Origin of the sequence: Leucobacter celer subsp. astrifaciens (genome assembly GCF_001273835.1) — a bacterium.
GTDB classification, from domain to species: Bacteria; Actinomycetota; Actinomycetes; order Actinomycetales; family Microbacteriaceae; genus Leucobacter; species Leucobacter celer.
This window is the reverse complement of sequence record NZ_JHEI01000143.1, coordinates 106,578-129,391: the sequence shown is the minus strand read 5'-3', so window position 1 is coordinate 129,391 and position 22,814 is coordinate 106,578. Positions and strand designations below refer to the sequence as shown.

Sequence of the window (22,814 nt, the reverse complement as noted above, 5' to 3'; positions counted from 1 at the left end):
CCGGCGCCGCGGCGCTACGCCGTGACGACCTCGGGCACCCCGGTGCCCGCCGACGCGGGCATCTCGGCCGCGATCCGGTTCGCCTCCTCGATCAGGGTCGCGACGATCTCGCTCTCGGGCACGGTCTTGATGACCTCGCCCTTCACGAAGATCTGACCCTTGCCGTTGCCCGAGGCGACACCCAGGTCGGCCTCGCGCGCCTCGCCCGGCCCGTTCACCACGCAGCCCATCACGGCGACGCGCAGCGGCACGCTCATGCCCTCGAGCCCCGCGGTCACCTCGTCGGCCAGCGTGTAGACGTCCACCTGCGCGCGCCCGCAGGAGGGGCACGACACGATCTCGAGCTTGCGCTCGCGCAGGTTCAGCGACTGCAGGATCTGCAGGCCGACCTTCACCTCCTCGACCGGAGGAGCCGAGAGCGAGACCCGGATCGTGTCGCCGATGCCCTCCGACAGCAGGATGCCGAACGCCGTCGCACTCTTGATGGTGCCCTGGAAGGCGGGCCCGGCCTCGGTGACGCCGAGGTGCAGCGGCCAGTCGCCGCGCTCGGCCAGCAGACGGTACGCCTTGACCATGACGATGGGGTCGTTGTGCTTGACCGAGATCTTGAAGTCGTGGAAGCCGTGCTCCTCGAAGAGCGAGGCCTCCCACACCGCGCTCTCGACGAGCGCTTCGGGGGTGGCCTTGCCGTACTTCTCGAGCAGACGACGGTCGAGGGATCCCGCGTTCACACCGATGCGCAGCGACACCCCCGCCGCCGCGGCCCGCCGGGCGATCTCGCCCACCTGGTCGTCGAACTTGCGGATGTTGCCCGGGTTGACGCGCACGGCGGCGCAGCCCGCGTCGATCGCGGCGAAGACGTAGTTCGGCTGGAAGTGGATGTCGGCGATGACGGGGATCTGGCTCTTCATCGCGATGATGGGCAGCGCCTCGGCGTCGTCGCGGCTGGGGCACGCGACGCGCACGATGTCGCAGCCGGCGGCCGTGAGCTCGGCGATCTGCTGCAGCGTCGCGTTGATGTCGGTGGTGGGCGTCGTGGTCATCGACTGCACCGAGATCGGGGCGCTGCCGCCCACCCGTACCGATCCGACCGAGATCTCGCGGGTCTTGCGCCGCGGTGCGAGCACCTCGGGCGCCGTCGGCATTCCTAGATTGACTGCTGCCACGTGCACGAGTCTACCTCTGCGGTCTGAGGTCCGGACCCGATCGGAGGCGCGCCGACCCGCGTCCGCGCGTCAGTAGTTGTCACCAAACCTGACCGGAGGCAGCAACTACTGACGCGCGTGGAGGCGTTGTCGGACCGGTACGGCGTCACCTGCACGCGGCGTCAGCGGAACGCGCAGCGTTTCGCAGCCGTGTGAAAGCGCCGCACACGGCTGCGAGTAGATGCAGCTCGGCGTCAGCCGAACAACTGCACCGGCTTCACGATGTCGGCGTACATCAGCAGCGCGCTCATCCCCCCGAGCACCACGACCACGACGAAGGTGACCGGCACCATTCTCGCCGTGTCGATGGGTCCGGGGTCGGGTTTGCGGCGCAGCCGCGCGATCCCGCGCTTCGCGCCCTCGTAGAGCGCGCCGGCCACGTGTCCGCCGTCGAGCGGCATGAGGGGCACGAGGTTGAACACGAAGAGTGCGACGTTCAGGGATCCGAGCAGCCCGAACATCGTCTGCGCGCGAGCGGCGACGGGAGCCTCGTCGAGGCTGACGATCTCGCCCGCGAGCCGGCCCACGCCGACCACGCTGATGGGGCCGTCGGGATCGCGCTCCTCCGCTCCGAAGGCGGCGTGCCAGATGTCGACCATGCGCTCAGGCAGCCGCACGATGACCCCGGCGACCCGCTGCACATTGTCCCCCACGAAGGCCGGCACCTCCGTGATGGGCTGCGAGACCGTCTCCGATGCCGGCGTCGCACCGATCATCCCGACCGTCTCGGTGAGCGGCTTCCCGCTCGCATCGGTCACGAGCTGCCCGCCGGCGTCGATCACTGAGCGCTCGTTCGAGACCGGTGTGAGCTGCAGCGTCTGCTGCGTCCCGTCCCGCTCGATCTCCACGTCCAGCACACGGCCCGGCGCCATGCCCACGATCCCGCGGAACTGGTCCCAGCTCTCGATGGCGGTGCCGTCGACCGCGATCACCCGGTCCCCCGGGAGCAGCCCGGCCTCGGCGGCCGGGGCCGCGGGATCTCCGCTGCCGCAGGAGGTGGCGGTGCTGGAGGCGGGCTGCAGGCACTCGCTCACGCTCCCGATCGTGGTGCTGCTCTGCGGCAGCCCGAAACCGACCAGCACGATCGCGAAGAACACGAAGGCGAGCACCAGGTTCATGAACGGACCGCCGAGCATGATGACGATCTTCTTCCAGACCGGGAGCCGGTAGAAGGTGCGGTGATCCTCGCCCGCGTCGATGGTCTCCGCGCTCGCCAGCCGCGCATCGTCCACCATGCCGGCGATGCCGCGGCGCGGCTCGTCGGTACCGGCTGCATCGGTGCCGGCTGCATCTATACCGGCTGCGTCTGATCCCGCGGGCGAATCGGGATCCCCGATGCGCTCGAGCTCGGCGACCACGTCGCCGCGAGGAGTGCGCTTCGCGGATCCCGCACCCTCCTCGACGACCGAGTTCAGGAAGCCGGTCGTCGATGCGCGCGGCGCCTCCCCCGGCTTGCTCGGAGGGTACATGCCGGTCATCGCCACGTAGCCGCCGAGCGGAATCGCCTTGACCCCGTACTCGGTCTCGCCCTTCTTGCGCGACCACAGCGTGCGACCGAAGCCGACCATGTACTGCGTCACCTTGACGCCGAAGAGCTTCGCCGGAACCAGATGACCGATCTCGTGCAGCGCGATGGACAGCGCGAGGCCGAACAGGATGATCAGAATCCCGAGCAGGTAGAGCAGCACCTCAGTCACGCACTCAGGCTAGTGCGCCGCGCTGTGGAGTTTCGGGGAGTCGCCTCCGCCGGTTGAGCGGAGCGAAGCGCACGGCTTCCGCCGCCGATTGAGCGAGCGGAGCGAGTCGAAATCGAGCAATCTCGTGCGTTCGGGGTTTCGACTCGTCGCTGCGCTCCTCGCTCAACCAGCGGAGCGGGCCGAGCGCGCGGCGATCACCCGTTGAGCCCGCTCGCGCGCCCAGCGCTCGGCCTCGGCGAGGGACTCGAGCGTGAGCTTCTCGGGGGCGGAGTGCGCTTCGAGCACCTCGCGCACGATGTCCACGATGTCGAGGAAGCCGATCCGACCCGCGTGGAAGGCCTCCACCGCCTCCTCGTTCACGGCGTTGAACACCGCCGGGTAGGTGCGTCTGGCCCGCCCCACCTCTTTCGCCAGGTCCACCGCGGGAAAGGCGGCCGTATCGAGCGGTTCGAACTCCCAGCTCGAGGCGGTCGTCCAGTCGAGCGGCGCCCCGACGTTCGCGAGCCGATCGGGCCAGTTGAGGCCGAGCGAGATGGGCAGACGCATATCGGGCGGCGACGCCTGCGCGATCGTCGATCCGTCGACGAACTCGACCATCGAGTGCACGATCGACTGCGGGTGCACCACCACGTCGATGTCCCCGTACGAGACGCCGAACAGCAGGTGCGCCTCGATGATCTCGAGCCCCTTGTTCACGAGCGTCGCCGAGTTCGTGGTGACCACTCTGCCCATGCTCCACGTGGGGTGGGCGAGCGCCTGCTCGGGGGTCACGTCGCGCAGAGACTCGCGGCTGCGACCGCGGAACGGTCCGCCCGAGGCGGTGAGCACGATCCGGCGCACCTCGTCGCTGCTGCCCGAGCGGAGCGCCTGCGCGATCGCCGAGTGCTCGGAGTCGACCGGAACGATCTGGCCGGGTGCCGCCATTCCCGCGACGAGGTCGCCGCCCACGATCAGCGATTCCTTGTTCGCGAGCGCCAGGGTGCGGCCGGCCTCGAGCGCCGCGATGGTGGGGCCGAGCCCGATCGATCCCGTGATGCCGTTCAGCACCACGTCGGCCGGCACCTCGCGGATCAGCTTGACGGCGGCGTCGGCTCCGAGGGCGGTGTGCTCGACGTTGAACTCATCGGCCTGCTGCTGCACCCGGTCAGCCTGGGACCCCGCGACGAGGCCCACCACTTGGAACTTCGACGGGTTCTTGCGGATCACGTCGAGCGCCTGCTCGCCGATCGAGCCTGTGGATCCGAGGATGACGACGCGCTTCATGCCCTCCATTCTGACGGGTATGAGAACACAGCGCAGCCCCGGCGCTCTTGAGAGCGTCGGGGCTGCGCGAGTCGATCGGATGCTGCCCGGCCGGTTACCCTGCGTGCGCCGTGCCGAGGATATCGAGCACGAACACCATCACGTCGTCGGGCTCGTGCCCCATACCCTCGAGGGATGCCGCGCCGTAGCCGCCGTCATCGGCCGGAACCACCGAGATGATCTGCGAGCCCACCTTCTGGCCCTCGAGCGCCTGCTGGAAGCCGCCGATCACTTCCGTGGTGAGGAAGTCGGTCGGCGCCCCGCGGCTCCAGCTCGAATCGAACTCCTCACCGGTGCGCCAGATCACGCCTCGGTAGTTGACGTAGACGCGGTCACCGGGCTGCACCTCCTCGCCGTCGCCCTCGATGATCGTGGCGATCGAGAGCTCGGTCGGCGCGTCGACGCCCTCGGGCATCGTGATGGTGGGCGCGCCGTCCTCGGCGAGTTCCACGGTCGGGAAGCCCTCAGGAGCCTCAACGGCCGTGCCCTCCGCCTTCTTCAGCAGTTCGTCCTCGCCGAGTGTCCCGGGCTCAGCGGCCGCGTCGGTGATCTCGCCGATCTGCATGACGATGACGAGGGAGTCCTCCACCGCCACGTTGGTGAAGCCCAGATCCTCCGGCGCGTAGTCGCCGAAGGCGTCCTCGAAGGAGGTGACGAGCGCCACCTGCTGCCCGGGAACAGCGCAGCGGAGTCCCTCGTAGGCCCAGCCGAACAGGGCGCCCTCCGTGAACGGCGTCGTGCTCTCAGGAGCCTCCTGCACGGTCTCACCGCTGGTGCCGTTGAACATGGACATGGCGACGGCGACCTGCTGGCCATCGGCGGGCGCCTCACCCTCGCCCTCCTGCAGCACTGTGCGCTGCAGCTCATCGGCCTGCAGCGGGGTCTCCGAGGTGAGTTCGAGGCCCGACCCGACCTCGCCCGTCACCTCGACGGCCTTGCTCGCGTCTCCGCCGGCGACGCAGTCGGTTCCGGATGCGTCCTCGGCGGGCGCTCCGCCACCCGAGCAGGCGGTCATCAGCAGAGCCCCGGCGAGAGCGGCGGGGAGAAGAGAGCGGGAGAGTTTCACGATGGTCTGGGTCCTTACACACGATGGGGCGGGAGGCCGATGAGGTCGCTCCGAGTATTTCGCATCCGACTGCCCGTCTCCTGGGAGCCTGCCTCGGGGGTGCTGCGCGCCCGGCACGCGGTTCGGCTTCGGGGCTGCCGCCCCGAGTCCGCTCCGCGCCCGGCCTCAGCGTTTCGCCGGCAGCAGCGCCCGAGCGGAGGTCACGGCGAGCACCAGGAGCAGCACCATCGTGAGGAGATCGCAGACGATGTAGACGTAGTGCCACACCGACTGGCCGGGGTCGGCGCCCTGCAGCACCAGATCGGTGCGCGCGTTGAGCGGGGGTCGCACCGCTGCCACCTTGAACGTGAACACCAGCAGCAGGCCGAACCACAGCCAGAGTCTGCGGCCGCTGATGCGTGTGGCGACCGGCCAGAAGCTCAGGATCGTGTAGGCGAGCAGGATCGCGGCCTCGACGATGTTGAGCACCGCGAACACGAGCCGCCCGATCCCGAGCCCCAGCGGGATCGTGATGCCGGGGGCCTGGAATTTGAGGGGCGCTTCGATGAACGAGATCGCGGCGATCATGCCGAACCACAGCACCGGCAGCGCGAACCGCCAGAGTTCGATGGCGATCCTGCGGCGCTGTGCCGTCGCCTGCTCGTTCATCCGTCCTCCTCGGGGTGTTCACGGGCGGCCGTCCCGGTCATCCCGGCCATCCCGGTGGACGAGGCCGGCCGCGGGATCGCGGCGGTGGTCACGACGCGCGTGCGGCGAGCGCGGCGGCGTAGAGTTCCCGAGCGGAGAGTCCCGTCGCCTCCGCAACCGCCCGTGTGGCATCCTTGAGTCGCTCCCCCTCGGCAACACGCTGCTGCACCTCGTCGAGCGCCGCCTCGGGAGAGGCCTCCAGCTGCGGCGCCCCGCCGACCACGAGCACGATCTCTCCGCGCACCCCCTCGGCCGCCCACTCCGCGAGCTCGCCGACCGACCCTCTGCGCACCTCCTCGTGCAGCTTGGTGAGCTCCCGGCAGACGGCCGCGGGCCGGTCCTCGCCGAACGCGCCCGCGAGGTCGCGCAGCGTCGCAGCCAGCCGGGTCGGCGCCTCGAAGAAGACGAGCGTGCGTCGCTCCGCGGCGAGCTGCCCGAGGGCGCGGGATCGCTCGCCGGCCTTGCGCGGCAAGAATCCTTCGAAGGCGAAGCGGTCGGTGGGCAGACCCGCGATGGCGAGTGCGGTGATCACCGCACTGGGCCCGGGGATCGCACTCACCTCGATCCCGCGCTCTGCCGCGAGCTGCACCACGCGGAAGCCGGGATCCGAGACCGTGGGCATGCCGGCGTCGCTCACGAGCACCACGTCCTCGTTCGCGGCCCGCTCCACCAGGGATGCGGCGCGCTCGTGCTCGTTGTGGTCGTGCAGCGCGACGAGCTCCGGGCGGTTCTCGATGCCGAGCAGGCGCAGCAGCTGCACGGTGTGGCGGGTGTCCTCCGCGGCGATCACCGTCGCCGATTCGAGGGTCTCGCGCAGTCTGAGCGACGCGTCCCCCAGGTTGCCGATAGGGGTCGCCGCGAGCAGGATCATGCCTCCATGCTACGCCCGGGAGCGATCATGCGACGCCCGGGAACGATCTGGGAGGATGGAGCGCATGAGCGATCCGCAGTCGACCCCGCCCGCTTCGACATCCCCGTCCGCCCCGCCGCCCCACCCGTACGCGCAGCCCGCTCCGAGGGGTGGCCGCGGCCTCGCGATCGCTGCGATGACGCTCGGGCTCGTCGCGGTGCTGACCACCGCTGTGAGCGCGTTCTACTTCGGCGCATTCGCGATCGCGGGGGCGCTGATCGGACTCGTCGCGGTGATCCTCGGCGTCATCGCCCTGGTGCTGCGGCAGCAGCAGGTGCCGAGCATCATCGGCCTCGCGAGCGGCGCGCTCGCGATCATCACGGCCGTCGCGATCGGCGGGATGGCACTCGGCGCACTCATCGCCCCGAACGCCCCGAGCTCGCAGGGAGCGGAGAGCACTGAGGGCGGCGCCGAATCCGGCGAGAGCGAGATGCCCGCACCGGGCGAGAGCGAGACGGTGCAGTGGCCCGCCAACATGGCGACCGGCGGTCTCGTCTTCGTGAGCGACGGATCGGGCGGGATCGAGCTGGCGCGCTCGGAGGCCCCGCACGACAACGCGCTGCCCGAGCCGCGCGACGCCGCGGGACTCGGGGAACCGGCGCTCATCAGGGTCTACCTCGACTACCGCTGCCCCTACTGCGCCGAGTTCGAACGAGCCAGCGCGGACACGCTGGAGGCCGCGGTCACGAGCGGTTCGGCCGCCGTCGAATTGCACCCGCTCACGTTCCTCGACCGCATCTCGCCCGACGCGTACTCCTCCCGCGTCGCCGGAGCGATGGCGTGCATGGCCGACGAGCAGCCGGACGGCGCCTGGGACGCGCACACGGCTCTGCTCGATCCCTCGTTCCAGCCGTCGGAGAGCGAGCCGGGCAAGGACGACGCAGCCATCCTCGCCGAGCTGGAGCGGGAGACGGGCGGGCTCGACGACGCGGCGCGATCCTGCATCGAAGAGCAGCGCTTCGTGCCGTTCGCGCTGGCGCTGAACGACTGGACCTTCGCGAACCCGGTGCCCTACGCGGCCGATCCCGAGCTCATGGTCACCGGTACCCCGTTCGTCGTGGTGGACGGCGTGCCCTACGTCGGCGCACCCGCCGACGGCGAGGCGTTCAGGATGTTCCTCGCCGAGCAGGGGCTGGAGCTGCCCGACCGTTCATAAGGGGCGCCGCAGGGCGCGATCCCGCGCCCTGCTAGGCTTGGTCGGCTATGCACTCATCGAGCAGCAGCCCGGCCCGTCGCGACACGCTCGTCTCGCGCACCGGGGTCCTCTACTTCCCACTCGCGCTCGTCGCGCGCCTGCCATTCGCCATGGGCGTCGTCGGCGTGCTCACGCTGCTCGTCTCGGTGCGCGGATCGGTGGAGATCGCCGGCCTCGGATCGGCCATGGTCGGCATCGCGTCGGCGATCTTCGGCCCGCTCATCGGCGCGGCGGCCGATCGCTACGGGCAGCGCCCCACGCTGCTCGCCACCGCGTGCGTCAACAGCGCGGCGATGGGCCTGCTGGCGTGGGTGGCCTACAGCCCGCTCCCCTCGCTCGCGGTTTTCGCCGCGGCGTTCCTCGTGGGCGCCTCGATACCGCAGACCTCGCCGATGTCGCGATCGCGACTGGTCACGATCATCAAGACCGAGCTGCCGGCCGAGCGCCGTCCCCGCACCATCTCGACCGTGCTCGCCTACGAGTCGGCGGCCGACGAGGTCGTCTTCGTCTTCGGACCGGTCATCGTGGGCCTGCTCGCGACCACGCTGGGAGCCTGGGCGCCCATCGCCGGAGCCGCCTCCCTCACCCTGATCTTCGTCACCGCCTTCGCCCTGCATCACACGAGCGCCACCGCGACCTCCCCCGAGGAACGCGCGGCCACCCTCGCGCCGGCGGCCGAGCTCGCCCGGCCCTCGCTGCTCGTCGTGGTGCTCGGCATCTTCGCCGTCGGCATGGTCTTCGGCACCACGCTCACCTCGCTGACCGCGTTCATGCAGGCGCGCGGAGCCGCGGAGTCCGCCGGACTCTTCTACGGGGTGATGGGTGTGGGATCGGCGCTCCTCGCCATCAGCGTCGCGCTTTTCTCGCCGCGCTTCACCCTGCGCTACCGGTGGCTCGTCTTCGCGGCGTTCATCGTGGTCGGCGAGGCGATCCTCGCGTCCGCCGGCAGCGCGGGGCCGGAGGACGGGATGAGTCTGGTGGCGCTGGGCCTCGCGGTCACCGGCATCGGGATCGGGCCGCTGCTGGTGACGCTCTACGGCTTCGGTTCGGCGCGCAGCCCCGAGGGACGCTCGGCCACCGTCATGACGATGCTCGGCTCGGCGATCATGCTCGGACAGTCTCTCGCGGCCGCGGCCGCGGGCAGCGTGGCCGAGAACCTCGGCGTCGAGCCCGCCATGATGCTGCCGCTCTGCGCCGGATTGGTCGCGGTGCTCGCGGGTCTGGTCAACTGGCTGCTCACGCCGTCAACCGCCCGCTGAGCGGCCGGCCTTCCGCCGCCTGCCGGCCCGCGGTCCCAGCCCATCCCCGGCGCGCGCCCGCGGTCCAGCTCCATCCCCAGCGCCCACGCCCCAATCTTCGCGCGTCAGTAGTTGCGGTCATTCTTCACGTTTGGTGACAACTACTGACGCGCGAAGAAGTTCCGCGGCCCGAGGCAGGCTCGCGGCCCGGGCTGGACCGCGGCCCGGGCGGGAGAACGGGAGGAATAGCCACGCACGGGCGGATGTTGCACGGGTGGAAGCCCGACCCCGCGGCGATCCGAACGCCCGTTCGCAGCAACGCCGCGTCGCACGTCCAGTCCGGGGTGGAAGAATGGAGACCATGCCTGCTCTCGCGCTCAGCCCCGCGGAGGTCGCCGACCTGCGCGCGGCCTTCCCCTACTTCGCCGCCCACGACGCGCTCGCAGCGCGGGGCGATGCACTCGCTCCGGCCTATCTCGACGCTGCGGCCACCTCGCAGCGCCCGACGGCCGTGCTCGACGCCGAGCGCCGATTCCTCGAGACCGCGAACGCCGCGGTGCACCGCGGCACGAGCGGCGCCGTCGGGGCCGCGACCGAGGCCTTCGAGGGCGCCCGCGCCGCAGTGGCGCGCTTCGTCGGAGCCGCCGCCCCCGAGCAGATCGTGTGGGCCGAGAACGCCACCGACGCGCTGAACATCATTGCCCTCGGGATCGGCGAGGCCAACGCGGGGCTCGGCGCGTCGTCTGCCAACGCCGCTCAGCTCGGCGTCCCGGGCAGCGAGCGCTTCGCCCTCGGCCCGGGCGACGAGATCCTCGTCACCGAGGCGGAGCACCACGCCAATCTCATCCCCTGGCAGCGGCTCGCCGCGAAGACCGGCGCCTCCTTCCGATACATCCCCGTGCGCGAGGACGGCACCTGGACGCTCGACGATGCGCGCGCGGCCATCAACGACCGCACGCGCATATTCGCCTTCGCGCATGTCTCCAACGCCACCGGCTATGTGGCGCCCGTCGCCGAACTGACCGAGCTGGTGAGAAGCGTGGGTGCGATCACGGTGCTCGACGCCTGCCAGTCCGTGCCGCACATCCCCGTCGACTTCACGGCCCTCGGCGTCGACTTCGCCGCCTTCTCGGGCCACAAGATGCTCGGCCCCAACGGCATCGGCGTGCTCTACGGCCGCCCCGAGCTGCTCGCGGCACTGCCGCCGTCGCGCACCGGCGGGTCGGCGATCAAGAAGGTGACCATGGAGTCCGCCGACTACATGCCGCCCCCGATGCGCTTCGAACCCGGCACGCAGCCGGTCTCGCAGGCCGTCGGGCTCGGAGCCGCGGTCGCCTTCCTCGAGGCCGTCGGTATGGAACGGGCCGCCGCCCGCGAGCACGAGCTGGTGGAGCGCCTGGTCGCCGGAATCGAGGCGACCCCCGGCGTGCGCCTGCTCGGCCCCGCCGACCCTTCGCTGCGGGTGGCCCTCGCGGCCGTCTCGGTCGAGGGCCTGCACGCGCACGACGTGGGCCAGTTCCTCGACGAGCAGGGGGTGCTCGTGCGGGTGGGGCACCACTGCGCACAGCCGCTGCACCGCGCTCTCGGCATCACCTCGAGCACGCGAGCGAGCGTGCACCTGACAACCACCGAGGACGAGGTCGACCGCTTCCTCGACGCGATCCGCGGCGCCCAGCGGTACTTCGGTGTGGAGGTGGCGGCGTGAGCGCGCTCGACGGACTGTACCAGGAGCTGATCCTCGACCACTCGAAGCGCCCGGTGGGCAAGGGTGCGTTCGAGGCGCCCGACGGCGCGCTGACGGCGTCGCATCACGAGTTCAACCCGAGCTGCGGCGACGAGATCGACCTGTCGATCGCCGTCGATCCCGCGACCGGCCGCATCGAACGGCTGGCCTGGGAAGGCCAGGGCTGCTCGATCTCGATGGCCTCGGCATCGATCCTCTCGCAGCTCGTGCGAGACGAGCAGCTGACCGTCGACGAGGCCCGCACCCGGATCGCCGCCTTCCGCGAGATGATCCAGGCGCGCGGCGAGGGCGAGCCCGACGAGGAGCTGCTGGGCGACGCCGTGGCGCTGCAGGGCGTCTCGAAGTTCGTGATGCGCGTGAAGTGCGCCATGCTGGGATGGGTGGCGCTCGAGGCGGATCTGACCCAGGTGAACGCGCAGCGCGCCTGACCGCCCCGCTGACTCGGCAAGGAGGCCGCCATGACCATCGACATCTCCCCCGCCAGCAGCGCGGCCGACGTGGTCGCGGCGCTCGAGGCGCTCGAGGATCCGAAGGCGCGTGCCGTCAACGAGAAGTACGGCGACGACCACGGCGTCAACCTGACGAAGCTGCGCGCCATCGCCAAGGCGCTGAAGTCGAACCAGGATCTGGCGCTCGAGCTGTGGGCGACCGGTTACACCCCGGCTCGGCTCGTGGCACTGCTCATCTGCAAGCCCCGCGCATTCGAGGAGGCGCAGCTCGATGCCATGCTGCGCGAGGCATACATCCCGAAGGTGCACGACTGGCTCGTGAACTACGTGGTCAAGAAGAGCCCGCACGCCGAGGCGCTGCGACTCGTGTGGTTCGCCGATCCGGACCCGGTGGTCGCGAGCGCGGGGTGGGCGCTCACGACGGAGCGCGTCGCGAAGTCGCCCGAGGGTCTCGATCTGCCCGGCCTGCTCGACACGATCGATGCCGAGATGCGAGACGCTCCGGATCGCCTGCAGTGGGCGATGAACTGGAGCCTCACGCAGATCGGCGTCTGCCACGAGGAGCATCGCGCCAGGGCGCTCGAGATCGGCGAGCGCCTGCGCGTGCTCGAGGACTATCCGACTTCGCCCGGCTGCACGACGCCCTACGCGCCGATCGCGATCGCGGAGCTCGTGTCCCGGCAGGGGTGAATCCGCACCCGCGCACCCGTCATCCTGCGCGCGTGAAATGCTGGAGCGAAACGCGCCAGCGTTTCGCGCATTTCGCGGTGGCGCCCACGGCGCCAGGAGTCGCAGGATCCAACTCCAGATTCTGCGACGGAGCCTGTGCTGCGCGAGCTTGCGAGTCGCAGTGCGCAGAATGACGGGTAGCCGCCCGCGGTCTCATACCACGGCCTACGCCCGCTCGACCAGCTTCGCCATCGCGCTGCCCGGCTCGGTCAGGCGATCGGCGGTCTCCCGCACGAGCGCCTGCAGCGCCGCGCTCGCGTGCGTCGGTGCCATGTCCGAGCGGCGGGCCGCGCTGATCGTGCGGATCATCGCATCGCCGGCGAGCGGTGCGGCGCGCAGCTGGGGGCGGTCGACGGCCACCATGGCAGGAACCACCGCGACGCCGATCCCTCGCTCCGCGAAGCTCAGTGCGGAGTCCATCTCGACTCCCCCCACGGCGACCGTGGGCACGAGCCCCTCCGCCGCGAAGGCGGTGTCCACGGCAACCCGCAGATCGTAGTTCTCGGCGAAGAGCACCTGCGGCACCTCCGCCAGCTCGCGCAGCTCGATCGGCCTCGGGGCGGACCCGGCCGGGGATCCCGATCCCTCGCGGCCGAACGGATCCGGAGCCGCTGCCGACGAGACCACCACGAGGCGCTCGCTCAGGATCGGCTCGTGCTCGAGCACGGCCCGCGCCGCCCCCGATGAGACGCTCGTCACGATGAGCGCCAGGTCGAGGGATCCTTCCATGAGCGCCGCGATGAGGCTGCGCGATCCGCGCTCGAGGATCTCGACGTCGATGCCCGGGTAGCGCACCCGGAACTCGGCCAGCACCTCGGCCACCAGGCTCGTGCAGACCGTCGGCGTCGCGCCCAGCCGCACCCGGCCGCGACGCAAGCCCGCAAGCTCGGCCATCTCGCCGCGGGCGGCCTCGGCGTCGGAGAGCATGCGTCGCGCGATGGGCAGCAGGCGCTCCCCCGCCGCGGTCAGGGTGACGTTGCCACGGGCGCGGTGGAAGAGCTCGACACCGAGCTCGTGCTCAAGACTCGAGATCTGGCGGCTCAACGAGGGCTGGGCGAGGTGGAGGCGCTCGGCCGCGCGGGTGAAGTGTCCGGTCTGCGCGATCTCGGCGAACCCCCGGAGCTGTTCGAGATTCATCTCTCATAGCATAATCGCATCGTCATGATCCGGACTATTCATTGGAGTAATCAAACGAGGGTGCCTAACGTGGTCCGCATGAACACGAATGCAGCAGGCTCCGTCACGGCGAGCCACGACACCGCCACCCGCGAGCGCCTCCTCTCCACCTCCGTGCTGGTCATCGGTACCGGGGGCGCCGGCCTCCGCGCCTCGATCGAGCTCGCCGAGCGCGGGGTGCAGGTGCTCACGGTCGGCAAGCGTCGCAAGCACGACGCGCACACCACGCTCGCCGCCGGCGGCATCAACGCCGCGCTCGGCACGATCGATCCGGAGGACAGCTGGCAGCAGCACGCCGCAGACACGCTGCGCGAGTCGTACTTCCTCGGCGATCCCGCGATCATCGAGGTCGTCACCAAGAACGCCGCCCGCGGCATCGAGGATCTCGAGCGCTGGGGCATGCCCTTCGCGCGCGAGGCGGACGGACGGATCAGCCAGCGCTTCTTCGGCGCGCACAAGTACCGCCGCACCTGCTACGCGGGCGACTACACGGGTCTCGAGATCCAGCGCACCCTGCTGCGCCGCGCTCGAGAGCTGAACGTCCCCATCGTCGACACCATCTACATCACCCGCCTGCTGGCGTCCGACGGCAAGATCTTCGGCGCCTACGGCTTCGACATCGTCGACGGCACGCCCGTGCTCATCCACGCCGACGCCGTGATCCTCGCAGCCGGCGGCCACAACCGCATCTGGCGCAACACCTCCTCCCGCCGAGACGAGAACACCGGCGACTCCTTCCGCCTCGCCGCGCTCGCGGGCGGCAAGATCCGCGACGCCGAGCTCGTGCAGTTCCACCCCTCGGGCATCCTGGAGCCCGCCGACGCCGCCGGCACGCTCGTGTCGGAGGCCGCGCGCGGCGAGGGCGGGATCCTGCGCAACGCCCTCGGCGAGCGCTACATGGAGCGCTACGATCCCGAGCGCATGGAGCTCTCGACCCGCGACCGCATCGCGCTCGCGAGCTACACAGAGATCATCGAGGGGCGCGGCACCACGAACGGCGGCGTCTATCTCGACGTGTCGCACCTGCCGCGCGAGACCATCTTCGAGAAGCTCCCACGCGTGTACCGCACGCTCATCGACCTGCAGATGCTCGATATCACCGAGGAGCCCATCGAGATCGCTCCCACCGCGCACTACTCGATGGGCGGCGTGTGGGTGAACGCCGAGAGCCACAGCACCGGCGTCGACGGCTTCTACGCCATCGGAGAGGCGTCGAGCGGCCTCCACGGGGCCAACCGCCTCGGCGGCAACTCCCTCATCGAACTGCTCGTGTACGGCCGCATCACGGGCACCGATGCCGCCGAGTACGTGTCGGGGCTCTCGCAGGTGACCCGCTCGGCCGACGCGGTGGGCGAGGCCCGCGCCGAGATGCAGAATCTGCTCTCGGGCAAGGGCACGGAGACGCCGCGCCTGCTGCAGCGCCAGGTGCGCAATCTCATGACCGAGCACGCGGGTGTGGTGCGCAGCGAGGCCGGCCTGCGCGAGGGTCTCGAGAAGCTCGGTGCGATCGAGGATCGCGCGGGCAACCTCGGGGTGCACCCCGACATCGCCGGCTTCGACGATCTCGCCCACGCCTTCGACCTCTACGGCTCGTTGCTGGCCGCGCGGGCCACGCTGGAGTGCGCGGTCGAGCGCCGGGAGACCCGCGGTTGCCACAACCGCTCCGACTTCCCCGAGCAGAGCGACGAGCTGCGCGGCAGCTTCGTGTGGACGCCCGATGGCGGAGTGACCTTCGAGCGCGTGGCCGAGGCGCCGGACTCGTTCCGCGACCTCGCATACGACGTCATCGACACCTCCGTCGCCGGCAAGCTCGTGGAGTAGACGGCGCACAGGCCTCGGCGTTCTTCTGCCACGCTACTGGCTTCCACGCTCCGGCAGGCGATCGACGCCCAGGAGGACGTTTCTCCGGAAATCGTCCTCCTGGGCGTCGATCCACGTAGTGACGGAAGCCCTTGTGCGCACGAAGCTTCGCTCACAAGTGGGCAATGTTGGCGCGTCGGAACGAAGATCCACGGCGGCCTGTGGGTAACTAGGATCCGGCCTTCGCGACAGCTCAGGATCGATGCATGAACGATCTCAGCCTCGATCAGCCCGAAGTCATCCGCTGCCGGACCACCGCCGACTTCCTCGCCGCGCTCCCGCAGCTGGTCGGTTTCACCGCTCCTGACAGCATCTTCGTGGTGTTCTTCTCGGGGAAGCGCGCGGGGCGGGCGATGCGCGTGGACCTCCCGGCCTCCGACAGCCCGAGCGATTCGGTCGGACTTCTCGATCTGATCTGCGATGCGCTGCACGACATCGGTTCGGTGCAGGACACGGTCTCGGCACCGGCCATCGTGATCTCGAGCGAGCAGACCTTCGCCGAGGCCGGCGGGCCGCCCTGGCGCCGACTCGCGAGGCGTCTCGAGCGGCGTCTGCGCCGCGAGGGGCTCGGCCCGCGTGAGCTGTGCTGCATTGCTCCCGACGGCTGGATCAGCTATCTCGACCCCGCCGCGCCGACCGGCGGAAGACCGCTGCGCGAGATCGAAGAGAGTCCCATCTCCCTCGGCGCGCGTCTCCGGGGCGACACGCACCCAGCGCTGGCAGAGCTCGGAGCCATCCCCGAGCCCGAGCCCGCTCGCCGCGCGGCGGTGGCCGACGCGCTCGCGGAGCTCGCACCATTCGACTTCCCGGGCTCGGCACCGGAACCCCCGGCCGGCGTCGAACCCGGGGAGCGCCTCGCTCTCCCCGAGGCGCGAAGGGATTTCATCGCGCTCATGGCGGAGCATCTGGAAGAACCGCCTCCCGACGACGCCTACACCTGGATGGCGCGCACCGCTGCGGTCGTGCGAGCGCTCAGAGACGAGGACCATCCGCTCGACCCGTCGACGACGGCGCGGCTGATCCGCAGCGCCCAGCACCCCGACCGATGGCTGCTGCTCGCGCTCGGAGTACTCACGCGACCGGAGTTCCCCGAGGAGCTGGCCCGCGAGATGGGGCCGACCCAGTTCCAGGGCGTGCCGGTCGATCTCGACGGCGGCCCGGAGCGGGCCCGAGGCGCGGGGTGGTCGATTCGCCGCATCCTCGCGAGCATCAGCCCGGACTTCACCGAGTTCGAACGTCTCCCGGGGGTCCGTCGCAAACTCCTGATCGCCCTATCCGATGCTCCCGAAGAACTGCGTTCCGGCCTGCTCTCGCTCAGCGCGTGGGTCTGGTGGCTGGGAGGTACACAATCGGTGGCGCATCGGCAGGCAGTCGACGCCGTGGCGCTCGACCCGGGCAGCGAACTCCCGCGCATGGTCGAGCGCCTGGTCTCGTATCCGCTCTATGCGCCGCGCCCGCGTCGCGAGAGTCGTGCGGCGTAGGGCGATCGGTCCCGTGCTCGCGCCGAACCGCTCACACGCTCCGGCGCCTCGCGGACCCGGCGACCGGTGCCTCACCGCGCAGCACCGCGGCGATGCGCTCGATGTCGCCCTCGGGAAGCGGCGCGGGGAGCGTGAAGCGGATCGCCGTCTGCGCGAGCTCCGGCGTGAGCCCCAGCGCCAGCAGTGTCGGAGACGGCTCGTCCTTGCCCGCGGCGCAGGCCGAGCCGGAGGAGACCGCGAAACCCGCGGCGTCGAGCGCCACCAGCATCGACTCGCCGCTCACTCCCTCGACCACGAACGAGGCGTGCCCCGGCAGCCGCTCAGCCGGGTGACCCGTCAGCCGAGCCCCGGGCAACTCCGCAACGATGCGCTCGATGAGCGCATCCCGGCTGCCCAGCAGCTCGACCGCCCGCGTGCCGACGATCGCGCTGCACGCTTGGACCGCGGCCCCGAACCCCGCGATCGCGGCCACGTTCTCGGTGCCGGAGCGCGCACCGCGCTCCTGCCCTCCACCGTGCAGCAGAGGCTCGAGCGGCAGATTTCCTCGCAGCAGCAGCGCCCCCGCCCCCTGCGGTCCGCCGAACTTGTGCGAGGCGACCGTCATCGCATCGACGGCGGAGCCGGGCCAGGCGTGCTCGCGCCCCCCACCGAGGGAGCCGAAGGACACCGGCAGCGAGGGCGCCGCCTGCACGGCATCCGTGTGCACGATCGCCCCGACCCGCTTCGCGACCGACGCGAGTTCGGGCACGGGCTGCACCGTGCCGACCTCGCCGTTCGCGAGCCCGATCGAGACGAGCGTCGTGTCCGGCCTCAGCACCGCGGCGAGCGCCTCGGGCGAGACTCGGCCCGTCCCGTCGACGTCGAGCAGCGTCAGTTCGAAGCCGAACACGCGCTCGAGGTACCGGCAGCTCTCCAGCACAGAGGGGTGCTCGATCGCCGTGGTCACGATGTGCCTGCCGCGCGGATTCGCGAGCGCGAGGCCGATGATCGCGAGGTTGTTCGCCTCGGTGCCGCCCGAGGTGAAGAACACCTCGCCCGTTCGGGCGCCGAGCGCTGCCGCGACTCTGCTCCGCGCCTCGTCGACGATCGTACGCGCGCGATGCCCCGCGGCATGCACGCTCGACGGGTTCGCCGCTCCGGCATCGAGCGCGTCGATCAGCGCCGCACGGGCCTCCGCCCTCAGTGGGGCGGTCGCCGCGGCGTCGAGATATCGCTGGGATCCCTGATCCGGTGCCGTCGCCCCCGCATTCACGCCGAGGCCTCGCTCACGTCGCGCTCCCGCTCGCACCGTGCAGCCCTCACGCCGCGTCCAGCCCCAGATCGAGCGCTCGTGCGCCGTGGGTCAGCTGCCCCACCGAGATCACATCGACTCCGGTTTCGGCGATCGCGGCGACCGTGTCGAGCGTCACGCCCCCGCTCGCCTCCGCGACCGCGCGGCCGGCGATCAGGCGCATCCCGGTCACGAGATCCTCGAGCGAGAAGTTGTCGAGCAGGATGCCGGTGACCTCCGCGGCGAGCACGGCCTCGAGCTGGTCCAGGCGATCCACCTCCACGATGATCGAGGTGGTGTGCCCCGCGCGCTCGCGCAGCTCGCGCAGCGCCGCCGTGGTCGTCACGGCGTCGACCGCGCCGAGCGCAGCGAGGTGGTTGTCCTTCACCATGATCGCGTCCGAGAGCCCGAAGCGGTGATTGGCTCCTCCGCCGGCCCGCACGGCGTGCTTCTCGAGTGCACGCAGACCCGGAGTGGTCTTGCGCGTGTCCGCGATGCGCGCCCGCGTGTGGGCCACCGCGGCGACATAGCGCGAGGTGAGGGTGGCCACACCGCTCATCCGCTGGCTGAGGTTGAGTGCGACCCGCTCCCCGGTGAGCACCCCTCTGGCGGGTCCCGCGATGCGGGCGAGCGTATCCCCCGCGGCGAAGGCTTTGCCCTCGTCGACCAGATCGGAGACCTCGATGCCGGGATCCGTCTGGCGGAAGGTCTCCACGACGAGCGGGCCGCCGGCGAAGACGCCCGCTTCCCGTGCCACGAAACGGGTGTCGATGCGGGTGCGCTCCGGGATCGCGAGCTCGGCGGTCAGGTCGCCCCACGGCGCGTCCTCTTCGAGAGCGGCGCCCACGACGTGCTCGATGATGCGTCTGGTCAGCACGATGAGAGGCTCCTCTGCTCGAAGGTCGGGACATGTGCGGGGTCGCCGGTCGTGGGCTTCCCGGCTGCGGCTCCCCCGGCTGCGGTTCCCCCGGTGGCGGGCAGCACGAAGCGGTACGCGCGCCGCATCGCCTGCGCCGGGTCGGTGTCCGGGTGGTCGAATCGCTGGTGCGCGCCCCGCGACTCGGTGCGCTCGAACGCCGCGGCGCGGATCATCCCCACGAGCGCGGCGTCGTCGCCGTCCGTGGCGCGGAGGCCCGCCACCGACGGAATCGCCGCGGCGACGTCGGACGAAGGGGGATCCGACAGCGGATCCGACTGCGCGATCGGCAGCGGAGCAGGGGCCGCCGCCACGCGCGACCCACGCTCGAGCGCCGCGAAGCCGCGACCGCGCGGCTTCCAGTCGGCCGCCGGGACCGAGGAACCCTCCGCGAAGTCGCATGCGGCGAGAGCTGCCCGCTCCCCGAAGACCAGACCCTCCAGCAGGGAGTTCGAAGCGAGCCGGTTGGCGCCGTGCACCCCGGTGCACGCGACCTCACCGGCGACGAGCAGGCCGGGCACACTCGTGCGGCCATCCAGGTCGCTCGCCACGCCGCCCATCGTGTAGTGCGCGGCCGGCGAGACCGGAATCGGCTCCCGCGTCCAGTCGTAGCCGTGGGCCGCGGTCGCGGCTGATATTCCGGGGAAGCGCCTGGCCAGCGCTCCGGAGCCCTCCGCCCGCTCGATCCCGGTCGCGTCGAGCAGCACGGACTCCTCGCCGCGCTCACGCAGCAGCCCGCTGATCTCGCGCGACACGACATCTCGGGGAGCCAGTTCGGCGAGCGGGTGGCGTTCAGCCATGAAGCGGGATCCGGAGCCGTCGAGCAGCACTGCTCCGGCCCCGCGCACCGCCTCGGAGATGAGCGCGCCGGTGCCGTGCAGCACGGTGGGGTGGAACTGCACGAATTCGAGGTCGGCCACCAGGGCCCCGGCTCGGGCCGCGAGCACCACGCCGGTACCGCGCGACGACGCCGGATTCGAGCTGCGCGGGTAGAGGCCCGCGTAGCCGCCGGTCGCCAGCACCGTGGCCTCCGCGCGGCAGGTTTCGAGATCCTCGTCGCCGCGCAGCACCGCTCCGATGACGACGCCGGAGTCCGTGATCAGCGACACCGCGGTTCGCCTCTCGCGCAGCAGGATCCGCCCCTCGGCGACCAGAGCGCGCACCTGCGCCGAGAGGAACGCGTGCAGCACCGCTCCGGTGCGGTCGCCGCCGGCGTGCACGATGCGATGCCGACCGTGCGCGGCCTCGAGACCGAGCGCGACGCCGCCGTCGAGGCCGCGGTCGGCCGCGAACCCCTCGGCGAGCAACCGCTGCACCGCGCGGGCTCCCGATGCGGTGAGCACCTCCGCCGCCTCCCCGTCGACGAGCCCGGCCCCGGCCGCCAGAGTGTCGGCGAGGTGCTGCGCGGGGGTGTCTCCCGCGCCGATGGCCGCGGCGATCCCGCCCTGCGCCAGTGCGGTGCTGCCGCCGGCGCGGGCGTCCGCGGTGCCGGATCCCTCCCAGCCGAGCACCCCGGGAGTCACCAGGGTCACGGCCGCTCCGGCGCGCGCCGCGGCGAGTGCGCAGGCGAGACCCGCGACGCCGGAACCGATGACAAGGATCACGGTCGTGCCGCGAGCATCCGCTCGAGGGCCACCCGGGAGTCGTCGGCCACCGCATCGCTCACGCTGATCCGGTTGGGCGTCTCCCCCGCCACGAGCGATTCGAGCGTCCACGCGAGGTAGGCCGGGTGGATGCGGTACATCGTCGAGCAGGGGCACACGACCGGGTCGAGGCAGAAGATCGTGAGGTCGGGGCGCTGCTGCTGCAACCGGTTCACGAGGTTGATCTCAGTGCCCACCGCGATCACGCTGCCGGGTTCCGCGGCCTCGATCTCCTTGCGGATGTACTCGGTGGATCCCGCACCGTCCGCGGCCTCCACGACCGCGGCCGGGCACTCGGGATGCACGATGACCTTGACGCCGGGGTACTCCGCGCGGGCCTGCTCGATCTGCGCGACAGTGAACCGCTTGTGAACGGAGCAGAAGCCGTTCCACAGGATCACTTTCGACTCGCGCAGCTGTTCCTCGGTGTTCCCACCGAGCGGCAGGTGCGGGCGCCACAGCGGCATCTGCTCCTCGGTGATCCCCATCGCCTTCGCCGTATTGCGGCCGAGGTGCTGGTCGGGGAAGAACACGACGCGCTGCCCGCGCGCGAACGCCCACTCGAGCACGGTGCGGGCGTTCGACGAGGTGCAGACGATGCCGCCGTTGCGGCCGCAGAAGGCCTTGATGGCGGCGGAGGAATTCATGTAGGTGACCGGGATCACGGGCTGGAGATCGCCCTCGGCCGGGCCGAGCGCCGCGGTCAGCTCGCGCCAGCAGTTCTCGACCTGGTCGATCGTGGCCATGTCGGCCATCGAGCAACCGGCAGCGAGGTTGGGCAGGATCACCGACTGCTCGGGCCCCGACAGGATGTCGGCGGTCTCCGCCATGAAGTGCACGCCGCAGAACACGAAGGACTCGGCCTCCGGGTGCTGCTTCGCGGCCTGCGCCAGCATGAAGGAGTCTCCGACGAAGTCGGCGTACTGCACGATCTCGTCGCGCTGGTAGAAGTGGCCGAGGATCTGCACGCGCTGCCCCAGTTCGGCCTTCGCCGCGAGGATCCACTCGTGCAGCTGTTCCTCCGAGGCTTCGGTGTACCGCGTCGGCAGAGGTCCCTGCCGCGGTGCGTCGCCCGGGATCGCGTCGGCCACCGACGCACCAGGGCCGTAGCCCGGGGCGCGGTCGATGGCCCACGGATCGCGCACGAGGCCCGTGTCGCAGCTCGAAGCGCCGGTCGCGCGCAGGGCGATGGGTCGGCGATGCGCGATGCCCGCCGGGCGGCCGCGCGGTGCCCGTGCGGAGGCCTCGCGCTCCGCGGCGGCCCGGATGAGTTCGTGCACGCTCGTCATGATGCGCTCCTCGTTGAGGTGTGATGGTTGCGATAGGGGACGTCGGGGCAGTCGGGATCCCCCGCGATCGAGAGGTCGCCTCGGAAGCGGTAGAGCCGCGCGGGCCGATGCGGGGTGCCCGTCTCGACCTCTCCCGTGTCGATGAGATTGCCCTGCGCGAGGGCCTGCCTGCGGAAGTTCGCGGGATCCACGGCCTCGCCGAGCACAGCCTCGTACACCGCGCGCAGCCGCGCGAGCGTGAACACCGAGCCGAGGAAGCGGTGCGCCACCGCCGCGTACTCGGTTTTGGAGCGCAGCCGCGCGAGGGCGTATCCCACGATCTCCGCGTGGTCGAACGCGAGCTCGGGCAGGCGGTCCGCCGAGAACCACGCGACGTTCGCGTCGTGTCCGGAACCGGTGGCGAACGGATCGTGCTCGGCCTCGGAGAACGCCTGCACGGAACGGGCCGGATCATCCCAGCGACCCGCCTGCACTGGCTCCCGATCGCCGCCGGCTCCGTTCCCGGTGCCGACCCCGTGCGCCCCCGCGGCCGAGTGCTCGGCGACGCCGGGCACGGGAGCAGCGGCGAGATCGTGCTCTCCGTAGAGCGCCCAATAGGCGATCGTCACGAGCCGCTGCGCTTCGGCGGAGCGCTCAACCCCGCCGAACGAGTACAGCTGCTCCAGGTATCCGGGGTCGCGCAGCACGGCGTCGCGCAGGGTGCGCAGGGCCGTGTCGCTCAGGGTCTCGTCCCACTGGGTGGGGCCGCCCGGGAGGGCCCAGAGCCCCTGGAACGGCGCGCGGGTGCGGCGCACCAGCGGAATCCAGAGCGTCGTCTCGGCGGCCGGCGCAGCGGGTTCACCGAGCGCGGCGTCTGCGGGCGGGCTCAGCGCGAAGGCGACGACGGAGACCGCGACCGCGGGCGGCAGATAGCGCCGCTCGCTCACACTGCTGCTCTCGTACGGCACGATTCACCGC

Annotated in this window: 19 protein-coding genes; 7 read left to right on the top strand and 12 right to left on the bottom strand. The window is 71.1% G+C overall.

What is annotated here, in order from left to right:
* Positions 1 to 14: 14 nt before the first annotated feature.
* The 6 genes from ispG to rsmI form a co-directional block, all read right to left on the bottom strand.
* Entirely contained in the window at positions 15 to 1,145 is a 1,131-nt protein-coding gene (ispG, locus tag AMS65_RS14835) for a flavodoxin-dependent (E)-4-hydroxy-3-methylbut-2-enyl-diphosphate synthase (RefSeq protein ID WP_053384950.1), read from the bottom strand.
* A 254-nt stretch (positions 1,146 to 1,399) separates the two neighbouring features.
* The gene (locus tag AMS65_RS14830; RefSeq protein ID WP_075201028.1) at positions 1,400 to 2,902 is read right to left on the bottom strand and encodes a M50 family metallopeptidase; all 1,503 of its coding nucleotides are present in this window, start codon (positions 2,900 to 2,902) and stop codon (positions 1,400 to 1,402) included.
* Between the two features lie 162 nt (positions 2,903 to 3,064).
* Complete coding sequence (gene dxr / locus AMS65_RS14825; protein WP_075201027.1) at positions 3,065 to 4,165, bottom strand: 1-deoxy-D-xylulose-5-phosphate reductoisomerase; 1,101 nt, start codon at positions 4,163 to 4,165, stop codon at positions 3,065 to 3,067.
* Between the two features lie 94 nt (positions 4,166 to 4,259).
* Positions 4,260 to 5,270, bottom strand: coding sequence for an FKBP-type peptidyl-prolyl cis-trans isomerase (locus AMS65_RS14820; protein ID WP_053384948.1), 1,011 nt, complete (start codon positions 5,268 to 5,270; stop codon positions 4,260 to 4,262).
* A gap of 165 nt (positions 5,271 to 5,435) precedes the next feature.
* Positions 5,436 to 5,918 (bottom strand): hypothetical protein, encoded by a 483-nt coding sequence (locus AMS65_RS14815; RefSeq protein WP_053384947.1) that lies wholly within the window; start codon positions 5,916 to 5,918, stop codon positions 5,436 to 5,438.
* Positions 5,919 to 6,006: 88 nt separating this feature from the next.
* The gene (rsmI, locus tag AMS65_RS14810; protein ID WP_053384946.1) at positions 6,007 to 6,828 is read right to left on the bottom strand and encodes a 16S rRNA (cytidine(1402)-2'-O)-methyltransferase; all 822 of its coding nucleotides are present in this window, start codon (positions 6,826 to 6,828) and stop codon (positions 6,007 to 6,009) included.
* A gap of 64 nt (positions 6,829 to 6,892) precedes the next feature.
* Between rsmI and AMS65_RS14805 the strand changes: the two genes are divergently transcribed.
* From AMS65_RS14805 to AMS65_RS14785, 5 genes are all read left to right on the top strand, one after another.
* Complete coding sequence (locus AMS65_RS14805; RefSeq protein ID WP_162231774.1) at positions 6,893 to 8,023, top strand: thioredoxin domain-containing protein; 1,131 nt, start codon at positions 6,893 to 6,895, stop codon at positions 8,021 to 8,023.
* A 47-nt stretch (positions 8,024 to 8,070) separates the two neighbouring features.
* Positions 8,071 to 9,321: an MFS transporter gene (locus AMS65_RS14800; RefSeq protein WP_053384944.1), complete on the top strand. Its 1,251-nt coding sequence runs from the start codon at positions 8,071 to 8,073 to the stop codon at positions 9,319 to 9,321.
* Between the two features lie 331 nt (positions 9,322 to 9,652).
* Complete coding sequence (locus AMS65_RS14795) at positions 9,653 to 11,005, top strand: aminotransferase class V-fold PLP-dependent enzyme (protein WP_053384943.1); 1,353 nt, start codon at positions 9,653 to 9,655, stop codon at positions 11,003 to 11,005.
* Complete coding sequence (gene sufU / locus AMS65_RS14790; protein ID WP_053384942.1) at positions 11,002 to 11,472, top strand: Fe-S cluster assembly sulfur transfer protein SufU; 471 nt, start codon at positions 11,002 to 11,004, stop codon at positions 11,470 to 11,472. Before AMS65_RS14795 ends, sufU begins: the two co-directional genes overlap by 4 nt.
* Before the next feature lie 30 nt (positions 11,473 to 11,502).
* Entirely contained in the window at positions 11,503 to 12,183 is a 681-nt protein-coding gene (locus AMS65_RS14785) for a DNA alkylation repair protein (protein ID WP_053384941.1), read from the top strand.
* Positions 12,184 to 12,387: 204 nt separating this feature from the next.
* On the opposite strand, the gene AMS65_RS14780 is transcribed toward AMS65_RS14785, so the two are convergent.
* The gene (locus tag AMS65_RS14780; protein WP_053384940.1) at positions 12,388 to 13,359 is read right to left on the bottom strand and encodes a LysR family transcriptional regulator; all 972 of its coding nucleotides are present in this window, start codon (positions 13,357 to 13,359) and stop codon (positions 12,388 to 12,390) included.
* Positions 13,360 to 13,437: 78 nt separating this feature from the next.
* Between AMS65_RS14780 and AMS65_RS14775 the strand changes: the two genes are divergently transcribed.
* Both AMS65_RS14775 and AMS65_RS14770 read left to right on the top strand, forming a co-directional pair.
* Positions 13,438 to 15,219, top strand: a complete 1,782-nt coding sequence (locus tag AMS65_RS14775; RefSeq protein ID WP_053384939.1) for an FAD-binding protein — start codon at positions 13,438 to 13,440, stop codon at positions 15,217 to 15,219.
* Between the two features lie 245 nt (positions 15,220 to 15,464).
* The gene (locus tag AMS65_RS14770) at positions 15,465 to 16,739 is read left to right on the top strand and encodes a DUF4192 family protein (protein WP_053384938.1); all 1,275 of its coding nucleotides are present in this window, start codon (positions 15,465 to 15,467) and stop codon (positions 16,737 to 16,739) included.
* A 31-nt stretch (positions 16,740 to 16,770) separates the two neighbouring features.
* On the opposite strand, the gene AMS65_RS14765 is transcribed toward AMS65_RS14770, so the two are convergent.
* From AMS65_RS14765 to AMS65_RS14745, 5 genes are read right to left on the bottom strand one after another with little or no spacing between them, the layout of a single operon-like run.
* Complete coding sequence (locus tag AMS65_RS14765; protein ID WP_053384937.1) at positions 16,771 to 17,991, bottom strand: cysteine desulfurase family protein; 1,221 nt, start codon at positions 17,989 to 17,991, stop codon at positions 16,771 to 16,773.
* 46 nt (positions 17,992 to 18,037) lie between these two features.
* The gene (gene nadC / locus AMS65_RS14760; RefSeq protein ID WP_053384936.1) at positions 18,038 to 18,886 is read right to left on the bottom strand and encodes a carboxylating nicotinate-nucleotide diphosphorylase; all 849 of its coding nucleotides are present in this window, start codon (positions 18,884 to 18,886) and stop codon (positions 18,038 to 18,040) included.
* A complete protein-coding gene (locus AMS65_RS14755) occupies positions 18,880 to 20,529 on the bottom strand; it encodes an L-aspartate oxidase (protein WP_053384935.1) in 1,650 nt (549 codons plus the stop codon). Before AMS65_RS14755 ends, nadC begins: the two co-directional genes overlap by 7 nt.
* Positions 20,526 to 21,857, bottom strand: a complete 1,332-nt coding sequence (gene nadA / locus AMS65_RS14750) for a quinolinate synthase NadA (protein WP_083451737.1) — start codon at positions 21,855 to 21,857, stop codon at positions 20,526 to 20,528. The genes AMS65_RS14755 and nadA overlap by 4 nt, the downstream gene beginning before the upstream one ends.
* Positions 21,854 to 22,804, bottom strand: coding sequence for an NUDIX hydrolase (locus AMS65_RS14745; RefSeq protein WP_075201026.1), 951 nt, complete (start codon positions 22,802 to 22,804; stop codon positions 21,854 to 21,856). The genes nadA and AMS65_RS14745 overlap by 4 nt, the downstream gene beginning before the upstream one ends.
* Positions 22,805 to 22,814 lie beyond the last annotated feature (10 nt).